The sequence below is a fragment of the Pseudoalteromonas sp. MM17-2 genome, assembly GCF_022347945.1.
Taxonomy (GTDB): Bacteria; Pseudomonadota; Gammaproteobacteria; order Enterobacterales; family Alteromonadaceae; genus Pseudoalteromonas; species Pseudoalteromonas ruthenica.
In genome coordinates, this window is the sequence record NZ_JAKRFV010000022.1 from 131,693 (window position 1) to 155,350 (window position 23,658).

Annotated in this window: 14 protein-coding genes; 10 read left to right on the top strand and 4 right to left on the bottom strand. The window is 48.0% G+C overall.

The features are described 5' to 3' along the window. Positions 1-126 precede the first annotated feature (126 nt). The gene (locus MHM93_RS16230; RefSeq protein WP_239449825.1) at positions 127-2,682 is read right to left on the bottom strand and encodes a TonB-dependent receptor; all 2,556 of its coding nucleotides are present in this window, start codon (positions 2,680-2,682) and stop codon (positions 127-129) included. 428 nt (positions 2,683-3,110) lie between these two features. Between MHM93_RS16230 and MHM93_RS16235 the strand changes: the two genes are divergently transcribed. Then, positions 3,111-5,114, top strand: a complete 2,004-nt coding sequence (locus MHM93_RS16235) for an ATP-binding protein (protein WP_239449826.1) — start codon at positions 3,111-3,113, stop codon at positions 5,112-5,114. Here the strand turns inward: MHM93_RS16235 and MHM93_RS16240 are convergent. Then, positions 5,111-6,058, bottom strand: coding sequence for a LysR family transcriptional regulator (locus tag MHM93_RS16240; RefSeq protein ID WP_138509275.1), 948 nt, complete (start codon positions 6,056-6,058; stop codon positions 5,111-5,113). The two genes, MHM93_RS16235 and MHM93_RS16240, sit on opposite strands and share 4 nt — an antisense overlap. Positions 6,059-6,188: 130 nt before the next feature. Here MHM93_RS16240 and MHM93_RS16245 point away from each other — a divergent pair, with 130 nt between their 5' ends. The 4 genes from MHM93_RS16245 to MHM93_RS16260 are packed head-to-tail and all read left to right on the top strand — an operon-like array spanning position 6,189 to position 12,989. After that, positions 6,189-7,373, top strand: a complete 1,185-nt coding sequence (locus MHM93_RS16245) for an efflux RND transporter periplasmic adaptor subunit (protein ID WP_239449827.1) — start codon at positions 6,189-6,191, stop codon at positions 7,371-7,373. 8 nt (positions 7,374-7,381) lie between these two features. Beyond that, positions 7,382-10,531: a multidrug efflux RND transporter permease subunit gene (locus MHM93_RS16250; protein WP_239449828.1), complete on the top strand. Its 3,150-nt coding sequence runs from the start codon at positions 7,382-7,384 to the stop codon at positions 10,529-10,531. Beyond that, the gene (locus tag MHM93_RS16255; RefSeq protein WP_239449829.1) at positions 10,518-11,942 is read left to right on the top strand and encodes a TolC family protein; all 1,425 of its coding nucleotides are present in this window, start codon (positions 10,518-10,520) and stop codon (positions 11,940-11,942) included. Before MHM93_RS16250 ends, MHM93_RS16255 begins: the two co-directional genes overlap by 14 nt. 42 nt (positions 11,943-11,984) lie before the next feature. Continuing rightward, positions 11,985-12,989: a zinc-binding dehydrogenase gene (locus MHM93_RS16260; protein ID WP_239449830.1), complete on the top strand. Its 1,005-nt coding sequence runs from the start codon at positions 11,985-11,987 to the stop codon at positions 12,987-12,989. Between the two features lie 52 nt (positions 12,990-13,041). On the opposite strand, the gene MHM93_RS16265 is transcribed toward MHM93_RS16260, so the two are convergent. Further along, a complete protein-coding gene (locus MHM93_RS16265; RefSeq protein WP_239449831.1) occupies positions 13,042-13,572 on the bottom strand; it encodes an acyloxyacyl hydrolase in 531 nt (176 codons plus the stop codon). A gap of 234 nt (positions 13,573-13,806) precedes the next feature. Between MHM93_RS16265 and MHM93_RS16270 the strand changes: the two genes are divergently transcribed. Next, the gene (locus MHM93_RS16270; RefSeq protein ID WP_022946612.1) at positions 13,807-14,406 is read left to right on the top strand and encodes an ABC transporter substrate-binding protein; all 600 of its coding nucleotides are present in this window, start codon (positions 13,807-13,809) and stop codon (positions 14,404-14,406) included. 109 nt (positions 14,407-14,515) lie between these two features. Here the strand turns inward: MHM93_RS16270 and MHM93_RS16275 are convergent, their stop codons facing one another. After that, entirely contained in the window at positions 14,516-14,785 is a 270-nt protein-coding gene (locus tag MHM93_RS16275; protein WP_130145898.1) for a ribbon-helix-helix domain-containing protein, read from the bottom strand. A gap of 20 nt (positions 14,786-14,805) precedes the next feature. Between MHM93_RS16275 and MHM93_RS16280 the strand changes: the two genes are divergently transcribed. The 4 genes from MHM93_RS16280 to MHM93_RS16295 all read left to right on the top strand — a co-directional run bounded on the left by MHM93_RS16280 (position 14,806) and on the right by MHM93_RS16295 (position 23,348). Continuing rightward, complete coding sequence (locus MHM93_RS16280) at positions 14,806-15,201, top strand: VOC family protein (RefSeq protein WP_239449832.1); 396 nt, start codon at positions 14,806-14,808, stop codon at positions 15,199-15,201. A 454-nt stretch (positions 15,202-15,655) separates the two neighbouring features. Beyond that, positions 15,656-19,072, top strand: coding sequence for an RHS repeat domain-containing protein (locus MHM93_RS16285; protein ID WP_239449833.1), 3,417 nt, complete (start codon positions 15,656-15,658; stop codon positions 19,070-19,072). Beyond that, entirely contained in the window at positions 19,062-23,102 is a 4,041-nt protein-coding gene (locus tag MHM93_RS16290; protein ID WP_239449834.1) for an RHS repeat-associated core domain-containing protein, read from the top strand. Before MHM93_RS16285 ends, MHM93_RS16290 begins: the two co-directional genes overlap by 11 nt. A gap of 3 nt (positions 23,103-23,105) precedes the next feature. Then, positions 23,106-23,348 (top strand): MafI family immunity protein, encoded by a 243-nt coding sequence (locus tag MHM93_RS16295; protein WP_239449835.1) that lies wholly within the window; start codon positions 23,106-23,108, stop codon positions 23,346-23,348. Positions 23,349-23,658: the final 310 nt, after the last annotated feature.

The following is a 23,658-nucleotide window of genomic DNA, read 5'->3' on the forward strand; positions in this document are numbered from 1 at the left end:
GGGATAAAGGCCCGTTGCCTGTGGTCGTGGAGACGGCCTCCTTGGCGGGCCTGTGCTAGCCGCGCATGGCTGCTAACACCCTCAATACCAACGATAAGTGGCAGAGTTGATATTGAGGGGAAGGGGCTAAAAGTTAAAGCGTACGCCGGCAGTAAATCGTCTGCCATCGGCATAGACCGAGGTCAGGGCTTGTTTTACATCCTCCTCCTGATAGCTGAACGTATGCTCATCGGTGAGGTTAATGGCTTCTAACACCACCGCGACGTTATCATTAATGTTGTAGGTCAGATTGGCATCAATTTGACCATAATCATCGATGTACCCGGGCCAATCTCGGCCGGTGTCGTAACCGGTGCGATAGTTATATGAAATACGGCCGCTAAAGCGTGCACTCTCGTAGTATGCACTGAGGTTGATGGTGTGTTTTGAGTTACCAGGAATGGTGACATCCTCACCCTCATCATTTTTCGCCTCACCGTCGACATAGGTGTAGTTGGCACCGATGCCAAAACCTTGATATAACTCTTGCTGGTAGCCAAGTTCTAAGCCTTGAATGCGCCCAGCACGACCATTAACGGGGCGGCTAATTAATATCTCAACTCCTTCATGTACCTCTAAGTTGGGTGTGCTATCAATAAAGGATTGAATGTCTTTATAAAAGAACACGCCAGATAGTAGCCCTGCTTCATTGAAGTACCACTCTAAGCCAGTATCAAACTGATCAGCGCGATAAGGGTCGAGAGCAGGATTCCCTCCGGTTCCGGTCTGGGTTTCCTTGTTATAGGAGGTGGCCGAGCTCAAGTCTGCGTAATCCGGGCGCGACATCACTCGCGCTGCACTAAAGCGCATCAACAAGTCGTCATTCAGGTCGATAGCCAAGTTTATACTTGGGAGAATGTCGAAATAGTCTTTATCTTGTTGTGTCCACACCTGTGCGCCTTCGGCACCTGCGTAGGCGCCCGAGTCTTGCTGTGTTTGTACTAAGCGTACTCCCAAGTTGCCGCGCATACCTTCGACATCAATCGTGGCTTTGACATAGCCTGCGGTTATTTTCTCGTTTATCTCAAAAGTACTGGCTTTTAGGACACGGTATTGCCAGCCTAGGGCATCGCCTTCGCGACGGACTTTGTCAGAGTCAGTAATGGCATAATTAGTGAGCGTGCCGTGACTGCCTAAACCGTCAAGATAGTCACTGGGCATGGTGTTGGCATAGTCGTCAAGGTTCCAACCCAGATCGGTACGCGCATCGGTGGTGTGTTTAGTATTAAAGCGCGTATGGTCGCGATACTTTACACCTAGTTTAATAGCGCTAAATACCGCTACATCAATAGGGCGTTCAAAATCGAATTGAATGTAGCTTTCGTCATCTTTGGCATCGTTGCTGTCATAACGTAAAAAACCTAAGTCCCAATTACGGCCATCCGCTGGGTCGGCACCATATTGAGTGCGTACATCCTCAACCTGACTGGTATCGAAACTATGTTGATAGTTACCCTCCCAGCCGACACTACGATCGGCTTGGCTACCGCCGCTGCCTTCGGTATAGCCAAGGTGTACACTGCTTTTCCAAAGTACACCTTGGTGCACCACTTTTAAATCATAAGAAAGGGTATCTATTTGCGAGTTACGCACCTTAGTTTCATCCAAGATATTATTGCCATCAGGAGATAGCCCTAAGGTTCCGGCGACTAGCATATCGCCAACGACGGGGTGGTCGATGACCTCAGCATCAAGGTAGTTAGAGCCACCGTATCCGGGTAACCAAAGGAAATTTTGGTTGGTGTTGTCGGCATCTAAGGTAAAATCTAAAGCGTTGAAACTGATGTCGAGCTCATCGGTGGGGCGATATTGCAATGCCAGTGTGTAACCCGTGCGCACCCGTTCCTGGGTGAACATCGCTGAGCCGCCGCCTCCTGGGCTGTAAACATTGCTATAGGTATCGCCCGCTGCGGTGGTAATGTTTCTGTCTATCCAACTCCAAGCTTCGATACCATCGCGTCGAAGGTTGCGCTCTTGGCGAATTAACGACAATAGCGCACCGAAATTCTCTTGCTCATTTTTATAGTTGTACATTACCGATAGCTGCGGATCGGTCTCACCGGATACCTCGCTGTATTGCGCTAATGCCGAGCCGGCAATCTTGTGAGCGGGCAAGTCCAATGGTTTACGTGTTTTCACGATCACGGTGCCGCCAATAGAGCCTTCATCTAGGTCGGCTTCTGGCGATTTATACACTTCCAGCCCAGAAACAATCTCTGAGGGCAGCATGGTGTAATTAAAGCCGCGACTGGGTGCTGAGTTGGTCCACCAATCGGCGGAGCCCACCGCTTGGCCGTTGAGCAACGTCCGGTTTTGGCTTTCTGGTGTACCGCGAATACTGACACGCTCGCCCTCACCGTAACTGCGAGTGATGGATACGCCTGTAATACGCTGCAGCGACTCGGCAACATTTTGGTCCGGAAATTTGCCAATATCTTCTGCGGTAACGGCATCGACGACCGCATTGGCATAGCGTTTGGTATTCATCGAACGCACTACGCTGGAGCGAATACCACGCACTTGAATAACTTCCATATCGCTGCTGGTGGCCTGCGGCTGTTGCGCTTGCACCGGTGTGCTAAACGACCCCGCAATGCAAGCAAGGCCTATGGCCCAAGCGACCGGTGTGAGTTGATGACTCATAAACTTTCCCCTTGGTGTTGTTGTGCTCCCTTGTGCTCGGCCTGTGGCGGCACACTGCCCGAAGGAGCGCATTTAGTTATTATTTGACTGCTACAAACACGACAAATGACAGCGTTATCATTTATCTGTCATCAACCTAGGTCGAGTACGCATTTTGAGTCTTGAATCACTATGAAAAGTTATGAATTACCGGGTTTTATTTTTTATCTCTATGATTATTAGTTATTTTTAGTTGAAGCTTATTTTGGGGTTGGGTAAATAAATTAAGTTTACTTATTCGTGGTTTGAGCGTCTTTTTATGTCTAGCTGCGAACAAAGGCTGAATTTTTACACTAAGGTAGATAATTCGGCTGTTATTGGTGATACTAGAGTGAGTACCCAGCGGGGATACTCCGCTATTTTTTCGCTTAATGCTGCTAAGGATTTGCGTGAGCACACTGGCTCGACTACATCAGATCACCTCAGATCAACAGCTCAGCTTCTTTGAGAAAGTGCATCGTTTAATGCGCTTTGGCCTTGATGAATTTGCACTGGATATCGCCATTGTCAGCCGCATTGATGGTAAAGACTACATTGTTGAGCATGTTATTACCCCTGATGATTCATTAGCTGTAGGAACACATTTTAACCTCGGTGAAACCTACTGCACGCATACACTGCATGCCAAGTCCGCCTTGGCATTCGAGTATGCAGGGAACAGCGATATTGCGACTCACCCTTGCTACATTAACTTTCAGCTGGAAAGTTACATTGGTGCACCTATTGAGGTGGCGGGTCGAGTCTATGGCACCATCAACTTTTCCTCGCCAAATATTCACCCACAAGCGTTCACTCGTGAGCAGCTCGATTACGTGACCTTACTCGGGCAGTGGATAGGCATTGAGATAGCCAGGTACCAAGACATCCAAGCACTTAGACTGCAACATCAGTCTCTTAAAGCCATGAGTGAGCTGGCGCTAATCGGTGCCTGGGAGGTCGACTTAGTGCGCGATAGTTTGTATTGGTCAAAACAAACCAAAGCCATTCATGGTGTCGCAGATGATTTTCAACCGACCTTAAGTGAAGCGCTATCATTCTACGTGCCAACTGAGCGGGACAAGATTGAACAGCACATCAATCATGCCATTGCTGAGCACCAACCCTGGAGCTGTGAAGTTGCGTTGACTGCCCGAGATGGCCAACAAAAATGGGTGGCGATAAAGGGCAAACCAGAGTGTGAACAGGGTCAATGCGTGCGTATAAATGGTGCAATTCAAGATATCACAGATATTGTCAACACACGCCAGGCCCTCGCGCAGCAACGTGAGCAAGCTGAGCACCTATTAAGTACCCGCAGTGCCTTTTTAGCAAAAATCAGTCATGAATTGCGAACCCCCATCAATGGCATTAACGGCATGTTGCTAGCGATGCAAGGAGAGGAAGATTTACAGGTAATCTCACAGCGTGTTGAGCTTGCGCTCAGTGGTGCTGATACCTTAGTGCGCTTGGTCAATGATGTACTTGATTATTCGAAGATAGATGCAGGGCAGATGCACTTAGAGCATCAAGACCTGAATGTCGGGCTATTACTTAACGATGTGATCTCTGTCTATCAACCTTTGTGCGCGCAAAAAGGCATTACCCTGAATCATCAATTCGATGTCAGTAACGAGGCTTGGGTAAAAGCCGATGGCATGAGAATCAAACAAATCCTCACCAACTTGCTGAGTAATGCCCTTAAATTTACCCATCAAGGCAGTATTACCTTAAGTGCCCAACTTGCTGAAAGTAAGACAGGTTACACCTTGCAGGCCCAGGTTGTAGATACCGGTGTGGGCATGAATGAACAAGTACAAAAGGCATTGTTTACGCCTTTCACCCAAGGTGGTTCGCATATAGCCCGTGAATTTGGCGGCACGGGTCTGGGTTTGTCGATTGTCTATGAGCTGTGCCGGTTAATGGATGGCCATGTTGAGGTTGAAAGTGAGCCCGACCAGGGCAGTCAGTTCGCCTTTACCGTCAACCTAGCAAAGGGCGAACCGATTGCCACGCAGCTGCGAAGCTTGCCTGATACCCAGGGGATCAACCCTGATTTACGCATCTTAGTGGTTGATGATAATCAGATGAACCGCGTAGTGATGAAAGCGCTGTTAGGTAAACTGGGATTGGATGCCGATTTTGCCGAGCATGGCGAGCAAGCGGTGGAGTTGGTGGGTAACACGCGGGACGGTTATGACGTGGTCTTTATGGACTGTGTGATGCCGGTGCTAGATGGCTTTGGCGCGACGGCACAAATACGCGGCAACGCAGATATAAAGCAGCCCCATATTATCGCGCTCACAGCCAATATTTCTGAGCTCGATAAAAAGCGTTGCTTGGAGGCGGGAATGGACAGCTTTATCGGTAAACCCGTTGGCTTTACGCAAATTACCGATGCATTACACGGGCGTTAACGGCCCTGATACAAGCTATCTAAGCCGGGAATATTACGCTCCCAACGTGGCACCCCTTCACCAATGTAATGGCGCACAGCATCAAGGAAAAGCCGTGTTCGCACCGGTAAATCACGGTGTGGGTACAAGGCGTACATGGCACTGTAATCGGGTAGAGTAATATGGGGCAGCAACGGCACTAATTTACCGCTCTTAATCTCGTCGTTAATTAAAAAAGCAGGCGCTAACACGTAGGCCGTATGCGAGAGCACTTTATCCAGCAATACCTCGCCATCATTGGCGCTGTAGACCGCATTGATCCCTTGTTCACACTGCTCACCCTGATCATTGATGTAGCTAATAGTATCGACGCGCTTGTGCGCACTATGATAAGTGGCCGCAGGCAGTTTACCCAACTCCTCCATACTTTGCGGCTCGCCATAGGCATTGACAAACTGCGGAGTAGCCAGCAGTAGCACGCGGTTACGAGCCAGCTTTCGTGCAATCAAAGATGAATCGCGGGGCTCACCTACGCGAAAGGCCAAGTCAAAGCCTTCAGAAACCATATCCACTAAGCGATCGTCCAAACGCATATCAATGCTCACCTGCGGAAAGCGCTTTTGAAAATCATTGATCACCGGCTGTATGTAGCGTCGGCCCAAAATAGTGGAGGTGGTGATACGCAACAAACCGCGTGGCTCTTGGTGGTAGTTTTCCGCCAGTTGCACGGTGTCATTGAGCAGCAAGCGCAGTTCTTTGGCTTTTTTCACCATTTCTGCACCCGCTGCCGTGAGCGAAAATGAACGAGTGGTTCTATTGAGCAATCGCACACCGAGCTCATCTTCGAGCTTACTAATTTGCTTTGAGATCACCGAGCGATCGATATTGCGCATCTCTGCGGCTTTAGAAAAAGAGCCTTGCTCAACCACTTCGAGCAGCATAATTAAACGGCTTGTGGTATCCATAGTGCGGCCTGCATGACAGTGCGATGATTTATTGGTGCCATTCTGGCATTAATGTTTTTATAAAACCACTATTTTTATCATCAATCGCTTTCCTTAGGATCGACAGTACTTTCGAACAAGGAGATAAACTATGCGATTGGCGCAAACAACAGCGGTACTATTAAGTACTGCATTGATACTAGCCGGCTGCTCGGAGCAAGCCAGCCAGCAAGCAACCCCTCAGGGGCCAATGATGACCATCGATGTGGCCAGCGTGCAAATGCAACCCGCGCAGCGTTGGCACAGTTTCACTACGCGGTTGGAGGCGCCGAGCAAAGTGGCGCTGAAAAGCCGGGTATCTGGGCAAATTACGCAAACCTTTTTTAGTGAGGGTGAGCAGGTACAGAAAGGTCAGCCGTTATTTCAAATTGACCCACGTCCTTTTGCCGCCCAAGTGGACCGTTTAAAAGCGCAGTTGATCAGCAACTCAGCTGCATTGGCACAGGCCGAGCGTGAGGCGCAGCGGGCGCAGCGTCTACTGGCGAAAAATGCCATGTCCACGGAACAAGCAGGGCAACGCGATGCTATTTTAAAGCAGCGCCAAGCCGAGCGCAGTGCCCTTAAAGCTGAGCTGCAAGCCGCCGAACTCGATTTAGAGTTTGCGACCATACGCTCGCCGATTAATGGCGTTATCTCCCGCGCCGAAATCACAGCCGGCAACCACATCACCGCAGGCCAAGATGTGTTAACGCGTATTGTCTCTAACGACCGTGTTTACGCTTACTTTAATGTTGACGAGCGCACCTGGTATCAAGATTTTGCCGGTATTAATGCGCAATCTCAGGCGCGCGTTATTCTACAAAACTTGCGTAAAAGCGCAGAGGGCGAGGCTATCACCGGGCGCATTGATTTTATCGACAATGAAATTAATGCCAGAACCGGGACCTTGCGCATCCGTGCGGTGTTTGACGCTGTCGCTCATCAGTTAAAGCCCGGTGCTTTTGCGCGCATTAATTTAGCGGCACAAGGGGCCAGCCCAACAGCCATTGTTCCGGAGCGTGCCATTGGCACCGATTTGAAAAACCGTTTTGTGTTGACCGTTGATGGCGATAACACCTTGCAATACCGCCGAGTGCAGCTCGGTGAGCGGTATGGTGAGTTTCGCGCTATTCAATCAGGACTTGAGCCGGGTGAATTGGTGGTTGCCAATGGTCCTGCGCGTGTCGGCCCTGGTATGACGGTGTCGGTGAACGAAATCCCGCTTAACTTTAGCGACACGCGCTTTGTTATGGCACCGGCGCAGGGCGCTGATAATGCATTAAGCGCAGCGCGTTAGGGGAGCGTATGAATTTTTCACACTTTTTTATAAACCGGCCGATTTTTGCGGCCATGTTGTCTTTGGTGTTTGTGATCACCGGGGCTATTTCATTATTCCAGTTACCGGTCAGTGAATACCCTGAGGTAGTGCCGCCTACGGTGGTGGTCAATGCCACTTACCCCGGCGCTAACCCTAAGGTGATCGCTGAAACTGTTGCCACGCCGTTAGAGCAGGAAATCAATGGCCTTGAGAACATGTTGTACATGTCTTCTCAAGCCACCAGTGATGGCCGCCTCACCCTGACGGTGACCTTTGCCTTGGGAACAGACCTGGATCGCGCTCAGGTGCAGGTCCAAAACCGAGTGAATAGCGCTTTACCGCGATTGCCGCAAGAAGTGCAGCGCTTAGGCGTGGTGGCGCAAAAGTCCTCGCCGAATTTGGCTATGGTGGTTCACCTCTATTCTCCTGAAAAGACCCACGATACCTCGTATATGTCGAACTATGCCGATTTGTATATCAAGGATGAGTTGGCACGCCTGAGCAGTGTTGGCGATGTGCAGATGTTTGGCGGCGGTAAATACGCTATGCGCGTGTGGCTCAACCCCAGTGCGCTGGCCGAGCGTCAGCTAACGGCAATGGATGTGGTTGCGGCGCTGCGTGAGCAAAACCAGCAAGTCGCAGCGGGTAGCCTAGGCGCGCAGCCTTCACCAACGAGCAGTCAGTTTCAAGTGTTGCTAAACGTCAAAGGGCGGTTATCCAGCATTGACGAGTTTGAGCAGGTGGTGGTGCGTGTTGATGACAACGGCGCAATTACCCGCTTAGCCGATGTCGCTCGTATCGAGTTAGGGCAAGACAATTACGCCCTGCGGGCGATGCTAGACGGGCAACCGGCGTTAGCCATTCCGATTTTCCAACGTCCGGGCTCGAACGCCATTGAACTTTCCGATAATGTTCGTGCAACCATGGCGCGCCTGTCACAAGACTTTCCTGCTGGCGTAGAATACGATATTGCCTACGACCCTACCGTGTTTGTGCGCGGCTCGATTGATGCGGTGATCAAAACCTTGCTTGAGGCGATTCTACTGGTTGTGGTGGTGGTGATCTTATTCCTGCAAACTTGGCGTGCATCCATTATTCCGCTTATTGCGGTGCCGGTCTCCCTCATTGGTACTTTCGCGGTGATGCAGTGGCTCGGCGTATCGATTAACACCTTGTCGTTATTTGGGCTGGTACTGGCCATCGGCATTGTTGTTGATGATGCCATTGTGGTGGTCGAAAATGTCGAGCGTAATATTGAGAATGGTCATAGCCCATTGGCGGCCACGCGCATTGCCATGACCGAGGTCACCGGGCCCATTATCGCCATTGCCTTGGTGTTATGTGCGGTGTTTATTCCCACGGCGTTTATCACCGGGCTATCGGGTCAGTTTTATAAGCAGTTCGCGTTAACCATTACTATCTCCACGCTTATCTCGGCGTTTAATTCCTTAACCTTATCGCCAGCGTTGTCTGCTTTATTGCTTAAGCCCCATGATGCCAAGCCTGACAAGCTAACACAGCTGTTGGAGCGGTTATTTGGAACTTGGCTATTTAAACCTTTTAATCGACTCTTTGACAAAGGCGCCAACGGTTATGAGCGACTGGTTAAAAAGCTATTGCGCATGAGTGTGGTCGTCGGTGCCGTGTACGTGGTATTAGTGGGCTCCACCGTGGGGTTATTTCAGCAAGTCCCGGGTGGGTTTATTCCGGCGCAAGATAAGCAATATTTGGTTGCGGTGGCGCAATTGCCCGACGCGGCCAGTTTAGAGCGTACCCACAAAGTGGTGCAGCAAATGGAGAAAATTGCGCTGCAAGTTCCCGGTGTGGCTAATACCGTGTCTTTCCCTGGGTTATCGGTGAACGGGTTTACCAATAGCACCAACAGCGGCATTGTGTTCACGCCCCTTGATGACTTTGATAAGCGCAGCGATCCGAGTATGTCGGCGCACGCTATCGCAGCCCAGCTTAACCAGCGTTTTGCGGCTATTGATGAAGCCTATGTTGCAGTGTTTCCACCGCCGCCCATTCAAGGCCTTGGCACCACAGGTGGCTTTAAGTTGCAGCTTGAAGACAGAGCAAATAAAGGCTTTGAGGCGCTCTTTTTAGCGCTGCAAAAAGTCATCGCTGAGGCGCGTCAGCAACCGGAGTTAACGGGTTTATACTCCAGCTTCCGCATTCAAGTGCCGCAAATGAACATTGATATCGACCGCGAGCAAGCACTGCTGCAAGGGATCCCGCTCAATGAGGTGTTTGATGCGCTGCAAGTGTATTTGGGCTCACTGTATGTGAATGACTTTAATGTCTTTGGTCGCACCTATCAGGTGACAGCACAAGCCGATGCTGATTATCGCCAGCAACGCGAGCAAATCGCCCAGCTTAAAGTGCGTAATCGCAGTGGCGACATGGTGCCTCTAGGCTCGGTATTAAAGGTCACGCCTACCACCGGCCCTGATCGTGTCATGCACTACAACGGCTACCCCAGTGCCGAGCTAAACGGCAGTCCGGCACCGGGTTACAGCTCAGATCAAGCGAAGTTGGCCATTGAGCAAGTGCTCAGCGACACCTTGCCTAACGGCATCGCCTATGAGTGGACCGAAGTCACCTATCAGCAAATTCTTGCCGGTAATACCATGGTCTACGTATTCCCCTTAGTGGTGCTGTTGGTATTTATGGTGTTGGCGGCGCAGTATGAAAGTTTACGCTTGCCGTTGGCGATTATTATGATTGTACCGATGACGATTTTCTCGGCATTACTGGGAGTGTGGCTACTTGGTGGCGACAATAATATCTTCACGCAAATCGCCTTAATTGTCTTGGTGGCGCTGGCCTCTAAGAATGCCATTTTGATGGTGGAGTTTGCCCGCGATAGCCACAAACAAGGGCGCAGTCATTGGCAGGCCATTATTGAAGCATGTCGCTTGCGCTTACGCCCGATTCTTATGACCTCCATCGCCTTTACCGCAGGGGTTGTGCCTTTGGTGCTGGCCTCTGGGGCCGGTGCAGAAATGCGCCATGCCATGGGTAATGCGGTGTTCTTTGGCATGATTGGCGTGACGGTATTTGGGTTACTATTTACGCCGGTATTTTACTATGTGGTGACCTTAGGGCAAAAAGGAGCGCATCATGAACACAACTAAAATGAGTGTCATTGCTCTGAGTATCGCAGCCTTAGCAGGCTGCGCTGCTCCCGGCGAGCGTATTATTGCTCAGGCGCAACAGGCAGACAAAAAAACGCAGCAACGCCTTGAGCGCAATCAGGTACTGATGGCGCAGCGCAGTGCGGATGAAATCGGTTGGTGGCAGCAACTGCACAGTGATGAGCTAAACCAGCTGGTGGATAGCGTGTTGGTGCGCAATCAAGACTTACAAGCCGCCAGCGCACGTATTAAGGCGGCATTGGCCAATTTGGATGTCAGTGAGTTTACCTACTGGCCCAATGGTGGCCTGAATGCTCAAGCACAGCGTGGTAAGAACGTTCAAACTACATATAGTGGCGTGCAGGAACAGGCCAGTGCGCGTGGTGTGCTCAATTGGCAGCTGGATTTATCAGGGCGTCTGCGCGCGCTTGCCGATGCTGCCAGTGCCCGCACCCATGCCCAACTTGCGGCACATCAACAGCTCAGTAAAGAGCTGGTGGTTACCACGGTGCGCAGCTATATGCGTTGGCAAGGGTTTGCCCAACAACAGCAGCTGACCAAGCGGCAACTTGAGGCGTTATCGCAAAGTATGGATATACTGGCAGTACAAGTCGAAGAGGGCGTAGCGACCGAGTTTGAACTCAATCGCACCCGCTCACAGTACTTCCAGCTAAAACAACGCCTGCCACAGCTACAAGCCTTGATGCTGGCCGAGCGTGCCACTTTAGCTATGATTCTCGATAGCAGCGCGCAGCAGTTGCAGCTGACGGCGCTAAGCGAGGCGCAATATCAACAGTGGGCGCTCAACCTCGCCTTGTTAGACCCACAGCAAGCGCTTATGCAACGTCCCGATGTACGTCGCAGTGTTGCCCAATTAACCGAACAGGCGGCGTTGAGCACCAGCGCTCAACGTGCGTTGTACCCCGATGTAAGCCTTAGTGCGTTTGCCGGTGTGTTGGGCGTAGGTGGCAGTCATTTTCAACAGACTCAGGGGCAGTGGCAGGTTAATCCGCAAGTGCAATGGTCGCTGTTTAGCTACCCTGAGTTATTGGCACAACTGCAGCAACAAAAAGCCTTATCGCAGGCGCAGTATCACAGCTATCGGCAAACCTTGAGTAATGTCATAGCCGGTGCGGAACTTTCGCTGCAAACCGTTTTCCAACAACAGCAAACATTGAACTTGGCGCAATCGCGCTTACAAGCGTCGCAACAGGCTTATGAACAAGCGCGTGCTGCATACGAGGAAGGGCAGTTGCCATACCTTGAGTTGTTGGACGCCCGTCAAGATGTTTTAATAGCACAGCAGGATACCCTGATCACGCGTGACACTTGGCTCAATGCCCAGGTTGGCGTATATTCCGAGCTCAGTGGACGTTGGAGTCGCGCACTGCACAAGGTGCCCGTCATCTAGGGGTTCTGCGCATGAACAGTATTTAAGAGGTGAGTCAGAGTTATGGCAGAGTCAGCACAGCAAATGACAACGATGGTGATCAATGAACCGTCGCCGCAATTTGCCCTTTGCATGAACAAGCAGAGCGTCCCCGTCGCTGATGACAATGAGTTGTTAGTGGCGATTGAATATGTGGCGTTAAACCACATCGACGCCAAGCTGGCAGCAGAAGGCTTTTGCCATTGGCAATATCCTCATGTGCTGGGCCTAGATGCGGTGGGAACGGTACTGAACGCGCCCGCAGGCGTGTTTCCCGCCAAGGGCGCACGGGTGATGTTTAACGCCAGCCTCGGCTCGCAAGGCATGCTCAAACAGTATGCTACCGTTCCTAACTATGCGGTATCGGAAGTCCCCGCTGAGGTGCCGAGTGAGGTTGCGGCCACCTTGCCCAATGCCGGTATGACGGCCTTAGCAGCGCTCGACAAGCTGCAGCTTGAAGAAGGAGACAGTCTGCTGATTGACTCTGGCTGCGGGGCGGTGGCGCATTTTGCTATTCAGTATGCCAAGCTGCGCGGAGCTATGGTGTTCGTTTACAGTGAAGCAGGGGAGCATGAGCGGCTTAAGGCCTTGGGGGCCGATGTGGTATTTGATGCCAATTGCGAAGGGCTGGAGTGCAACATTAAGCATGAGCTGGGTCCGGGCGGCTTTGATGCCATCCTTAACACCTGTGGTGGTGATTCATTCTTATGTGACTTAGAGCATTTGCGCTTTTGTGGCCGCATCGCCTGTTTGAATGGCTTTCCTAGTATTCCCCAAGAACTATTATTCCGCCGCGCACCGAACATTTCTGTGGTGTCCCTCGGTGGTGCTTGGTTGGCGAACAGCTTATGCGCACAGCAAAAGCTTAGCTTTATGGGGCAACAGTTGATTGGAGACGTGCAATCGGGAGCGATTATTGCGCCGGATCTGGAAGTGATCCCGTTTACCGAAGCGGCAGTGCGAGATGCGCTGACGACCTTGTACAATCACAGTGCGCGATCGCGCCCGGTGGTCAAAATTCAGCCTTAATGCGGGTGTAGCAAATTGTTTTATAAAAGGGCGCTTAGCGCCCTTTTTGCTGTTAGAAGAAATGAGTGTAAGAAAAAGAGATAAAATCTAGGCCAGGATTCGGGCTTTTAAACCCTGCATTAGAATAATGCATATAGCGCACACCAATATCGGCATTTTCCATTTTATAAACCACCCCAACTCTGTCTTCGAATTGGTAGTGGGTGCTTACGTTTTTGCCAGCAAACTGGGTGTCGTCAAGTAGTGATACACCAATACCAAACTCCAGCACCAAGGGTCGTCCTTTGAATGTGGTCATCGGGTATTGAAACACCGGTGATAGTGCCACTACCACATTTTGATCGTGTTGATTGTCCTTGCCGTAACGCCAAAAATTGATGCTGCTCTCGAAGTACACATCAAACTGGGAGAATTGCTCGGGTAAATAGTCGTTGACGTAGTACTGATAGGCTAATTTTATGCCTTTAACATCACCTTCACCTTGAATGTAGTGACTGGCAACACCATGGCGAGGCTCTGCCTTAGCCGGCGTGATAACGAGCGAACTTAGCGCTAAGGTTAATGGGATGATTACTGCTTTCATACGTCTGTGTTTAGCTGCTAAAAAGTAGCGGTAATATCTATATCCACCCCTTTCGTTTCAATGCGCACCCGTGCACAACAACGGTGCCTTTATGGCACAAAAACCTTAATTATCTGATTTTACTGGTGTTATTGATATGTGCATTTTTGGAACCAATGCTGTGCATTATTGTTTCTTACTTTGCGAAGGCCGCTGCGCTAGAATTTCACCATTCACAGCTCATTGGAATGCACTATGAAAGCATATCGTTATTTTTTATTACTCTTTTTTGCTGTTGCGTTTGGCTCAGCTCATGCTGCGCAAACCAATACGCCGTTTTCTCTGCTCAAGCAAGTGGGCGATAAACTTTTTGTCGATATCGCCGCAGTCGATGCTCAAGGTGATGACAAAAAAGCCAAACTTAAAGAAGTCGTGAAAACACGGTTAATACCGCACATTGATACCAAGTTTGTGTCGTTTAAGTTATTGGGTAAACACGTGCGCGAGATTAATAAGGGGCAGGCGCTGGCGTTTATCGATGCGGTGGAGTCCTACTTAACGGTGACGTATGCCGATGCATTGATGAGTTATAAAGGCCAAGAAGTGCGTTTTATTAAACCTAACGGCCACGGTGACAATGGCTATGCCTCGGTAAAAACCGAAATTGTTGAGCCCGGTAAGCCAACCATAGATATTGTGTTTAAGCTGCGCCGCGATAAATCTGGCACCTGGCGTGTGTACGACCTCGTGGCTGAGGGCATCTCATTACTCAACGCGAAGCAAAAAGAGATTATTGCACGTATTAGCGAAGTGGGTATTGACCAGGTCAACCAAGAGCTCTCAGCGAAAAGTTAATCCCTTCCCTTTTGGGGTGAGCGAGTAGCCTTTTACCCATGAGGCTCCCGATAAGGCGCTCACCCGCTTTTTATTATTAATGTAGTATTCCTTTACTACCCTTAGCGACTCAGCTTTGTTTACACTGGTCTAAGTAAGTTAAACACGTGACTCTTAGCATTGAGGCGAGGTTGGTTATGCTGCCATGACGCTCAATCACCTCCTGATACAAGGTGGAAATAAATTCCGCTAAGGGCAGCTGCTCTTGGGCAGCAATGCGCTCCAAGGTATGCCAAATTTCATTTTCTAAAGCGAGGCTGGTAACCACACCTTGAATACGAATAGAGCGCTTTTTAACACTGTAGCGCTCAGGGGAAGTTGATGCATAGAGTTCACACATAGATTTCTCTGGGGTAAATAATGGCCAAAATGATTCATTCCATGATCCGCGTGAAAGACGCGCAACGTTCGATTCGATTTTACCACGATGTATTCGCATTGCAGGTGAGAAGAAGGGTCGATTTTGCTGATTTTTCACTTATCTATTTAGCGAATGAACACAGCAGCTTTGAACTAGAGCTGACTTGGAACTATCACAGTGATAGCGATTATGACCTAGGTAACGGTTATGGTCACCTCGCTTTTGCCGAGGAGCATCTTGAATCGCTGCACGGCAAAGCCATCGCCGCAGGCTATCAACCCAAAGAAATTAAGTCCTTTTATAATGGTGATGACTTAGTTGCTAAGTTTTTCTTTATCAAAGACCCCGACGGCTACGATATTGAAGTGATCGAACGCTCAGAGGTGTATAGGTAGGAACGAGCCAAGCACAGACTTGGCTATAGAAGATATGGCAAATATAAGCAGTGAGTGGATAAATCTACTCACCTCTGCCAACTTTCACCACAATAACACTATTTCCTTTTGCAGAATCGAAATAAATTGGATAGTTTTTTCAACCTCCCACTTTCAGCTTTTGCAATATCCATTGCTGTTTGTATGGGCTCACCATCATTGATATACAAATAACCTTTGCAAGAAGTCTCTCTGTAATTCACCTCTTTAATGTATAGCCTCGAAAGATCTAGATGCGCGTAGTGAGTTGTTAAAGATTTTATAATAGAACTCAAACGACCACTCCTCATCTATAGATAGATCACATGTTTACTTCTGTTTACATATGAACTTGTGCTTAACTGTATTTGTTCTCTAGTTGCTGTAGACTGTCCGCTTTTTTATAAATATGACTCTATAAACTTAGGGAAGAGAAATGAAACTAGCTGGGTTTTTCAAGCTTTCCTTGTTGTTCATGACTTTATTGTCGGTATTGCAGCAAGTCGAAGCCGCTTCTATGTACGCGCGAAAATTTTCTTGGTCACCGTCTACAGCTACTGTAGGTCAGCCAACTACCTTCTATTGGGACGTTGCAAATGCCGAGTACTGCCAAGCGCATCCCTCTAGTTCAAACAACACCAGAAGAAGGTCCTCATCAGGTAAATCTGGACCTCATATTTATAACTCGGTGGGAACGCACCGAACTTATTGGTTTTGCGAAGATGCTGATGGAAACAGAAAGAATTTTTCTGCATACCGACGAGTCGTGGAACCCGTTCCAGCTAGAGCAAACCGCCCTTCTGCTTCCTCTGAGTGGCCAGTCAATAAAAATATAACAATATCTTGGCGAGCCACTTCAGGAGCAAGCAAATACCAATTGTATGAGGGAACTAAGCGTATTTACTCTGGTTCCAGTCGTTCTGTCTCGATTTCCTACAATACTTTCGGGACTCGTAGTTTCTCTGTTAGGGCATGTAACTCTGGTGGTTGTGGGCAAAAATCTAGCACTCGAGGAATCAAGTTCTATACGGCCCCAGGACCTGTCACTAACTTGTCTGTATCCTCAGGGACTTCCATCGTTGGTAGCAATGTAAATTTATCTTGGGGCGGAGCAGGCGGTCAAGTTAATGGAGTGACTTATAAAGTAAAAGTTAATGACAAGCTAGTCGGTAGCACAGGCAGCAGGAGCTTTAGTGCGAAGGTAGATAAAATTGGTGATAACACCTTATCGGTTACTGCCTGTAACCCCAATAACGTGGGATGTGGAAGAAACACCGTCATTTCGATTCGGGGGGTCACACCTCCTAAACCCTCACGGGCACCCGTAATTGTTGGTGGAAATTACAAGCCGCTTAGTGGTGCTATCACAGCTGAAACCAGCTCTGTTGCAGGCGCCACATCCTATAAATTGAGAGTACGCTATGGCAATACAACAAAAGTCCAAAGATCTTACTCTGGCAACTCCGTTTCATTTTCTAGTGATCAAACCGGCTACCATAAAGTTTCATATTCAGCCTGCGCAATTAATTATTGCAGTAGTTTCGGACCAGAAGTTCAAATTCAAGTGTACGGAACACCGCGTCATGTTAAGAATCTTGATATCTCTTCATCAAAAACAGCTAAGGGAAGTAAGGCTACATTAAATTGGAACTTTAATGGCGTCCGTGTTGGGGGGTTTTATAGGGTAATAGAGCAGAGACCTGACGGCAGCTCTAGAACATACCCTAATATTAGGCAGCCAGTGGGTCAATTTGACTTTTCACTTACTTCTTACCCTCTGGCCAGTTACGGACTTTATCGCTTTAAAATATTGGCCTGCAATGATAATAACTATTGTAGTCTTCCTAAAGAAGTTACGACTAAAGTCATTCCACCTTCAGTTAGTTCGAAACCAGTTATTAGCTCTGGTCTATATCAACCTGTTAATAAGCTTTTCTCAATTGCGACTAATGCCATTCCTGAAATAACTAACTATAAACTTAGAATAATGAAAGGTAATCTAAGTGGAAGCAATAAAAGTCTGGTTGGGTATGAGAATATTCGAGGCAACTCAAAGACGCTTTCTCTTACTTCTACCGGTTATCACTTCATTTCGTATGCCGCATGCAGTGGTAGTGTCTGTGGAGGCTTTGGCCCTGAGACCAGATTGCAGGTTTATGCAACGCCAGGTGTCGTCAAAAACCTATCATTATCAAAAGCCGTAGTAGATTCAGACTCAACAATAACTATTTCGTGGAATTTTAATGGTACACGTATTGGCGGCTACTATGAAGTAAGGGAGCGTACACCAAATGGTATTTATCATAGTTATCCTATTATTACCCAAAAGGTAAATCAGTTTGCCCTCTCCTTAAAGTCGCGCCCACTCAGTCAGTTTGGGAAATATGTGTTTTCAGTTCGAGCTTGCAATGATAATTCTCACTGCAGCGCTTATGAAAAAGCAGAGGTACAAGTAATACCTAACTCACCGAAAGTGGCGCCAGATGTTTTAGGAGGTAATTATCAAGCTATCAATAAGTCCTTCTCCGTAGCTACTGAGCGTATTAAAGGAGCTGACGGTTATAAGTTTAAGGTGATGAAAGGTCCTTTGGACGGAAGTGACCTTACTGCGGTCTCAACTTCTATATTTACGGGTGAAGAAACATCTCTAACGCTTGATTCAGCTGGGTATTACTTTTTATCTTATGCAGCGTGCATTCAGTCTAAATGCAGCGTATTTAGTCCGAGCGTTAGAGTCCAAATATATGATAAGCCAAGCCGGGTAAGTAACTTATCAGCGCCTCTTGGGGTTGTCGATGTAGACTCTGAAGCAGTTCTCAGGTGGCAGTTCAATGGGTTACGTGTGGGAGGAAGCTACCAAGTAATAGAGCAAGCTCCTGATGGTGCTTTTAAGTCTTACCCTCCTATTACTCAGAAAGTAAATAAGTTTTCTTTTTCATTGCGAACTGAGCCTTTATTGCAACCAGGAAACTATCAGTTCTCAGTAATTGCTTGTAACGATGAATTTCTCTGTAGCGAACCTGCATTTACAAATATTTTAGTGGAATCAAGCTCAGTAAAAGTGCACCGTTTTGAGTGGGTTCCCGGTGAAGCGAACATCGGAGCAGAAAGTACCTTCTATTGGGATATTGAGGGGGTCAATGCTTGTCGTGCTTACAAAAATGGGGCGGCCGAAGAGGTGTGGCGCGCCCCCAAAGGCGACAATGGAGTACACATATTCACAGAGCCTAGAGACTACTTAGTTCAATGGGAATGTTTCATTGATCAACAAAAAACACAGAGGTTTCCTCGTGATCCGAGTAAGTTCTTGACCTTCCGGCATGTAGTGAACAATAAATTGGCGACTCCATGGTTCACTCCTGAGCAAGGAGTGGTCTCATCAATGAGTGAAAAGATTGCCATCAACCATAGTATAGCCCCAGCGATCATAGAGTACGCGATTGTAGTAGATGAGCAAACCTGTCAAAGCGCCACTGACTGGCAGCCATACACCAGCCCAATTGCTATAACTGAAAGCACCACACTTTGCGCGAAAGCAAGCTTAGATGGCGTTGGTGAAAGTGACATTGTAAGTGGCACATTTGAGGTAAACACGGGCAGCATTTCAACAGTTACCTTCGCGTATGATGCGCGCGGTAGGCTCATCACAGTAAAAGAAAGTGAGGCGAACGCTGTGAGTTATCGTTATGACGATGCAGGTAACCGCATCTCAACGAGCAGTCCCTCAACGAGCAGCGTCTCGTCGAGCACACGGGAGCAAGAACGGCAGGTCAGTTCCGACGACGGTTTGCTCAATGAAGCAACTCCTTTTTTCAATCTAAATGACACCAAGGAAGGCAACGATGAAAACTAAGCTCTCTTTTATTTTAGCGCTGATTGGTCTGTGCTGTTCATATGTCGCGCAAAGTGAAGACAGCATACCGACAATAAAGCCCCCGATGTCAATTACGGATATTAACTCGGTTAATTTAACCACAGGTAAATATCAACCGCGTTTGCCTATGCTAAGCATTCCAGCGGCTCCGAGGTTGTCATTTGAAAGTATGCAGAAACTCGAGTCACGCTTATCGTTGACTCAATGGAGCTCTGATTCATCGCTTTCGGGAAGAACGACGGTGTCACTGTCGAATGGTAGCAGCCAATCAGAGAACTTCTCTTGTCCACAAAATGTGGGTTGTAAACCTATAGTCAACAATGGCTCGCGAATAATCGGTGGACTTTATAGTCCTCGTTCCTCCAGCTCATTTATATACACAGAGGGTAACACTGGGCGCACCATTCGTTATTCAGCTAACTTCTTTTTCATCAATGGCAGCTCTTCGGTAAAAGCGAGGCAAGGTGGTTGGTACGCAACAACGGTGAATTTTACTGATGGAGAAGTGCACACCTATCATTACGAAACATTTAAAGATGCCAATTTAAACCCCTATTTTACTTTTCATCGCTTATTACGAGTAGAGTCGAATATAGGTTATCAGTTGGTGTTTACCTACAAGTCTGACTCGAAAGATAAATTTGGGCTGGCTGGTAACCCTTGGTATCAAGTTAAAACGGCAAGCATAGTGAAATCGACGAAGCCTGATGTCGCTTTAGCCAAAATGACCTATGGCGATGGGACTGTTACAGATAAACAGGGACGCACATGGGCTTATACGGGGTTTAGCAACGCGTTTGGTGGTAGCGAAGAGGTTCGTAACTTTACATTGACTCGCCCGTCCGATACGGCGAGCTCCATCGCTGTGACGACCTCTACTCAGCCTTATGGTGACGAGACACAGAATTACTTTGTCTCAAAAGTGGTTACTGATGGGCAAACTTATCACTACGCTTATACCCCCCCCACCGGGGGAGGCGTTATGCCTCACAGAGAGTTCTCAAAAGTAGTCATCACAGGTCCGGAAAGTTATTCCCGAACCATTAATCTATCGCAGACCGGTCGCCCCACGGATAGGAAAATGATGATTACAAGTGAAGTAAATAGTCTCAATCAAGAGACGAAATATGCATATGATGCAAATTACCGCCTTGGTCGTATCACGTACCCAGAGGGAAATACAGAGCATTATAAGTATGATGCGATAGGGAATATTATCGAAAAGCGCTTGAAGTCAAAAGCAAGTATGACACCAAGTGATATCGTCGTTACTGCAGCGTATGAGTCCACAGGTTGTGAAGCTACGGAAGTATCAAATGTTCAATGTTTTCGGCCTACCTCTATTACAGATGCAAATGGTAAAACAACACATTACAGTTTTGCATCGCATGGAGGCATGTTGACGAAGCTTGAGCCTGTGGATAGCAATGGCAAGCAGCGACTAACAACCAACACGTGGGAAAAAAACGGCGACTTTCATCGCTTAATGAGCACCTCAGTGTGCACGAAGGACGACTGTGACTCAAAAAAAGAGCAAGTCACTCAGTACACCTATTGGAACAACACCACATTACCCAAGACTATTACAAAAACGAATGGTGTAGGGTCGGTAAAGCAAGTTACGACCTTTACATACGATAGTGCAGGTCGCGTGACGTCTGAGGATGGCCCCTTAGCGGGGAATGCGGATGCTAAATACTATCGTTACGATAGCGCTGGACGAATGACGTGGGAAATTGGAGCGGAAAACCAGCAGGGAGTTCGGGTTGCAAAACGCATTACCTACCGTAATCAAGATGAGCAAATAAGAAAGGTTGAAACAGGGACTGTAACGTCAGCATCAAGCGAAGACTTAAATGCGTTAGATGTCTTTCTTACTCAAGTAAAAACATACAACAGCAAGGGGCTTGTCGTTAAAGACGTTATTAGCTCTTCAGCTAAAGTAGAAGAAGTACAGCAATATGCGTATGACACACGCAACCGCCGTGTATGTAGCGTTCTGAGAATGAACGCCACCCAGTTTGACAACCTCCCTACGTCGGCCTGTGTACTAGGTACGAAAGGTGAGCAAGGAAACGACAGAGTGACGCGCACCTATTACGATGCTCTTTCGCGACAAACGAAAGTGGTATCGGGCGTCGGCACAGATGCAGAGGGTGTCGATATAGAGTTGACGTATACTAACAACGGTGAAGTGAAAACGCGCACGGATGGGAATAATAACACCACCAATTATACTTATGATGGCATAGACCGGCTGACGAGGACGACCTTCGAGGACGGCACCTACGAAGCAAACAGTTATGATAAGAACGGTAATTTAACCACTTGGACTAAGCGTGATGGCACGGTGTTGACACATAGTTATGATGCAACAAACCGTAGAACAAAAACAACAGTGTCAAATGAGGATGATATCACGTTTACCTATGATGCTTTGGGGCGCGAGGAGAGTATTACGCGTGGGAGCAGCACAGTAAGTTATGGCTATGATGCGCTAGGGCGAGTGGTATCAACAACAACGAATGGCAAAAAGTTAGAAGCACAATGGGACAAAGGGGATAGGAGAGTACAACTCACGTACCCGGATGGTTTTTACGTTAAATATAGCTATGATGCCACCGGAGCTATGACCGCCATCAAGGAAAAGGAAAGCACGGCGGCCCTAGTGAGCTACCAGTATAACAAGAAGTCTCAATTAGTCGGTATTACCCGAGATAATGGGAAAGTCAGCTCCCTGAGTTACGATGGTAAAGGGCGTGTTTCCGGCTATATACATGTGGGTATAAATCACTCGGAGTTTAGTTATAACTATGCCAGTCAGCTGAGCTCCAAAAAAGTGACTAACAATAACTATCAGATGCGGATCCCCACAGACCGCAGCGAAACCTACACCACAAATGAATTAAACCAATACACGAGTGTGGGCGAACAATCGCTGAGCTATGATAACAATGGAAATTTAACAGGCTTCGATGGGTGGAAGTTTGAGTTTAATGCTCACAATCGCATGACATCGGCCTCAAAGCCAGGAGTGAGCTTGGGTATCGGGTATGATGCCAAAGGGCGTTTAAGCTCAACGACACTCAATGGCCACAAAACCATGTTTCTTTATGATGGCCAGGAGCTGATTGCGGAATACACTAGCAGTGGAACGCTTTTAAAGCGTTACATACATGGTCTTAGTGAGGACGACCCTTTGGTGCAATATGAGGGGTCAGGGACAGAGAATAAACGCTACTTTCATGCGGATGAAAGGGGCTCTATCATCAGTGAAACGGATGGCGACGGGCGTGTCGTAGCGACTTACCAGTATGGACCTTTTGGTGAGTTTGACAGTGGTAATGTGGCGCGCTTTGGTTACACGGGGCAAATTGCGTTGCCGGGCACACCGCTTTATCACTACAAAGCACGGGTTTACAATCCCAAGCTCGGCCGCTTTATGCAGACCGACCCCATCGGCTACGAAGACGGCATGAACTGGTACGCCTATGTTGGGAATGATCCGATAAACCATGCGGATCCAAACGGTGAAAATGCTGTTGCCTTTGCCTTGGGACGAGGCGCATTTCAGGTTGGGTGGAAGATTGGCGGTGCTATCAACTATGGTATTCAAGCGGCTACAGGTGCTAGCCTTGGTGTTTTAATTTATGACGCTGTACATAGTGAGTCTAGCGATGGTGAGTTGACGAATCTTGCTGACGATGATGCAACGAACCACATATTGAACGGAGACAAAGATGGAGGTGGACATGGGCCTGGACGAGGGGTTCCTGGCAAATCCGAATTTCCTTCTGATTGGTCAGATGATGAAGTGATGGATGCCGTGTCAGATGTAGCTACTGACCCCGAATCTAAATCCAAGCCAGCTCGTGAAGGAAGAACAAAAACCTCCGGAACCAGAAAAGGTGTAAAAATAGATGTGATAACAGGTAGCAATGAAGAGCATGGTAAAATAATTACTGCATGGCCTAATAATGTGCCAAGAAATCCAGGAAAGAAGAACTAAATTATGCGCGAAGAATTACTCAAACTGCTCGAACTTTGTAAACAAAGTTTCACTGCTGATGAAACAGAAGAAGTTATGGAATTCATCGAAGTGAATGAAAATAAACTGGCTCTGGAAACAATTTGTGCGATTTTTTATGAAGAAGGGAAGACAGTAACTTCAACCCAGTTAGATGCAATCAAAGAAATAGGAAAGAAGACGACTATTTCTCCAACCAAATGGGAACGCTTACAGGTTGAAAAGTAATACGCTTTTGATTTGAATTATATGGTGGCCCTAAATAGGGTTCGTTGTTAGCCCGGTTCGCACCGGGCTTTTCTTTGTTTTAAATGTCCTGTTTGGCCAGCGCCGGAACTAATCAAGGGGTCATGTAATCAAGGGGTCAGAGTTGTTGAAATTGCTTAATCAAGGGGTCAGAGTTCTTGAAATTTGTCTTCATCGTTATCGTTACAAAAAGCCCCGAATTCAGATAATAAGTGCACCACTCATGGTTAAGAGGTGACAGACGATCAACTGCCTGTTGGTGGTATTCTAATGTCGCCAAACAAAAAGAGTA